General features: G+C 51.7%; 2 protein-coding genes. Both read left to right on the top strand.

Features of this window, described 5'->3' with window-relative positions; all coding sequences use genetic code 11:
- The first annotated feature begins 300 nt into the window (after positions 1–300).
- The gene (locus tag R6U41_RS11070) at positions 301–759 is read left to right on the top strand and encodes a (deoxy)nucleoside triphosphate pyrophosphohydrolase (RefSeq protein ID WP_410269899.1); all 459 of its coding nucleotides are present in this window, start codon (positions 301–303) and stop codon (positions 757–759) included.
- Positions 760–805: 46 nt separating this feature from the next.
- Positions 806–3,572: DEAD/DEAH box helicase family protein (locus R6U41_RS11065; RefSeq protein ID WP_410269898.1), on the top strand; the 2,767-nt coding region annotated here is incomplete at its 3' end.

Here is a 3,572-nt window from a genome sequence, read left to right as displayed (position 1 = left end):
GAAAAATGAGTCAAGAGTAAACTTGACCCTTTTCATAATATGCCTAAAATGCGGTTTTTGGCAACAAAAAGCCTGGAATAGAGCTGAAAATGGGCTTTAATTTTGGTTTATTCCACATTATTTTAACAGGTTTCTTTGGCCCGACCCCGGTTCCGTCCCAAAAATCATTATGGTGTCCCCCGAATTGGAGGTTTGCCCCGGACTTTACAAACACAGGATAATCTGCGAAATTGAATTTACTTTCACAAGTTCTGCCGGCCAGAACATTATCACCCTAAGGAATTGCAAAGCGATAGTCATATGCCAGAAGACATATCTGAACACCGCAAAAACAGCAAGGTATCGGAAGGCGGTCGCCCAATAGAGGTTACCTGCGCAATTATAGAAAAAAACGGGTGGATTCTGGCAGCCCAGCGCGGCCCCGGCATGACAATGCCCTTTAAATGGGAGTTTCCCGGAGGGAAAATCAATCCGGGAGAAACTGCAGAAGACTGCATAATCCGGGAAATCAATGAGGAACTGGGCGTTGAAATACAGATTAAAACCACTCTGCAGCAGTCGACGCACTCTTACCCGGATCTGCATGTCAGGCTTCATCCGTTTGTTTGCCGGATAACCAATGGGCGCATTGCACCCAAAGAACACCGGGCTGTTCAATGGACCACCCATGACCACTTACCGGGTCTGCAATGGGCAGAAGCAGATGTGGCTGTTGTCAAATCCTACCTGGAGTATTGCATTGGAAAACAAGGGTTATAATGCGAAAAAACACCAATAAGCATAGCTGCCTGAGAGAATCCGCCCGATGACATCAAAGCCGGCCTTCGGCATTTATGATGCGCTTATCGACAAACAGCTGCAGGCCATCCTGCAGAAATACCCTGAACTGCGATCCGTAATCGGAAAGCTGGACCCGGAAGAGCAGCCCGCACGTTATGCAGATTTTGTGGCAAAAGTGCTGGAACAGGTGCTGCGGGAAGAATCAGATCCGCAAAAGCGGCTTGCCCTGTGCAATTTGATTCTTGAGCAGCTTTCAAACGGGCTTGATGCGGAAAACAAAAAACTGGTTCCAGACCAAAAATCCCTGCTACTTGAAATCACCCCGCCGCATTACGGCACACCGGGAATGCCCCGCCCGCATACGCCTGTTTCGGAAAGCAGTCTTTTTACCGGATCGCCCTCGGATCCCCAGCTTGTTCATGAACTGGCCGCTGAAATGCGATCTGCCGACAGCGTAGATATCCTGGTGTCTTTTATCAAATGGTCCGGCCTGCGCCTGCTGATACCGGCATTTGAAGATTTACGGGACCGCAAAGTCCCTGTCCGCCTTATTACCACATCCTACATGGGAGCCTCGGACTCAACTGCAGTAGAATGGCTTGCAAAGCTGCCCAATGTAGACGTTCGCGTATCCTACGATACAGAGCGCACCCGCCTCCACGCAAAGGCATACCATTTCAGGCGCGATTCGGGTTTTTCCAGCGCCTATATCGGCTCGGCCAACATGTCCCATGCCGCAATCACCAGCGGCCTGGAATGGAACCTGAAAGTAACCGCCCGGGACATGGCCCATATCCTTGAAAAATTCACTGCTGAGTTTGAGACCTACTGGCACAGCCGGGAGTTTGTTCCTTTTGACCCGGATGACCCCGCACCCTTGCGCAGCGCTATCAGCCGGGCACGGCATTCACAGCCCCAATCCGTGGTTTTTTTCGATCTCCGGCCCCATCCTTTTCAGGAACGTATTCTGGAAACCCTGGAAAGAGAGCGCCAAGTGCGGGGTCTTACCCGCAACCTCGTGGTGGCCGCCACCGGCACCGGAAAAACCGTTATCGCCGCATTTGACTTCCAGCGCTTTTATGAACGGAAAAAAAGACAGGCGCGACTGCTTTTTGTTGCGCATCGCGTGGAAATTTTAACAAAGGCGCAGGAAACCTTTAGAAACGTCTTACATGATGCCGGCTTCGGCGACATCCTGGGCGGCACCTACCAGGCCGAACGCTTTGATCATTTGTTCTGCACCGTTAGCATGCTCGCCAGCAGGCGTTTATGGGAACAAGTGGGACAACGATTTTTTGATTTTATCATTATCGACGAAGCCCACCACGGCACTGCATCGAGCTATCGCCCGGTTTTTGAAGAATTTTCCCCTGAAATAATTCTTGGCCTTACGGCCACACCGGAACGAATGGACGGCGAAAACGTACTGGCTGATTTTGGCAACCGGTTTACAGCAGAAATCCGCCTGCCTGAAGCCCTGGAAGAAAAACTTCTCTGTCCGTTTCACTACTTTGGTGTGGCCGATCCGGTGTCGCTTTCAGATGACCGGTTCTGGAGAAACGGCCAATACGATACACATGAAATGGAAAAAGTTTACACCGGCAATCATATCCAAGCCCGCCAGCGCCTTGATGCCATCCTTTCAGCCCTTCACCGCTATGAACCGGACATGGAGGGGGTAAAAGGCATCGGCTTTTGCGTTTCCATCCGGCACGCACAGTTTATGGCGGAAATGTTTCACAAGCACGGACTTGCATCAGCCGCCTATGTCTCCGGCAATGATCCCGGCCATTACGAACCTTTGCTCGAACAGCTAAAATCCGGGCAGCTTAAGTTTTTGTTCACCGTGGACAAGCTCAGTGAAGGGGTGGATTTGCCGGATATCAACATTGTTTTATTTTTGCGCCCCACCCGGAGCCTGACCGTATTTCTTCAGCAGCTCGGCCGGGGTCTGCGCCATAGCCCGGGCAAAGATTGCCTGACAGTGCTTGATTTTGTCGGCCAGGCCCACCGCAAATACCGCATGGATACCAAGATAAAAGCGCTTTTGCCAAAACACCGCTTTTCCATCGACCAAGAAGTGGAACAGGATTTTCCCCATCTGCCGCCCGGCTGCGCCATCCAGCTTGACCGCCTTTCCCGCCGCCATGTTTTGAAAAATATCCGGGAAAATCTGAAAAACCTGGCCGTTCAGGTGCCGGAACGCCTCCGCTCATTTTCCAATGAAACCGGCCAGCACCTGACCTTTGGCAATTTTATCCAATACCATGACTATGAACCGGAGCGCCTGCTGATCCGGGAAACCTGGTCTGCCTGGAAGGCAAAAGCCGGCCTGACAGAGTCACCGTCAGACCCGGATATCACACGCTTGAAAAACGCACTGATCCGCCTTGCATTTACCAACGGTCCAGCCGAGATCGCCCGGCTGCGGAAAATTGTCGGGCTTTTGAAAACCAGGCAGGTTGATCAGGCAATATCGGCTGCCGGCAATACAGCCATTATGATCCACTACCGGATATGGGCTGAAAAAGGAAACATCCTGGGTATGAATTCCCTGCAGGACTCTTTTGACAGACTTTCCCAAAACCCCACAATCCTTGCCGACATGGAAGAAATACTGGCATGGACAGAATCAGAAACTCCGGTTGCCGGCCGCATGCCGGAGCTGCCTTTTGCGTGCCCACTGGAGCTTCATGCCCAATACGGGTTCAAAGACTTTTTGGCCGCCCTGGGACAGGCAACCTTTGAAACAGCCGGTCAAAGGGGTGTCGGCGTAATTCATCTGCCTGATA

Origin of the sequence: Desulfosalsimonas sp. (genome assembly GCF_046483245.1) — a bacterium.
Taxonomy (GTDB): Bacteria; Desulfobacterota; Desulfobacteria; order Desulfobacterales; family Desulfosalsimonadaceae; genus Desulfosalsimonas.
This window is presented reverse-complemented; position numbering and strand designations above follow the sequence as displayed.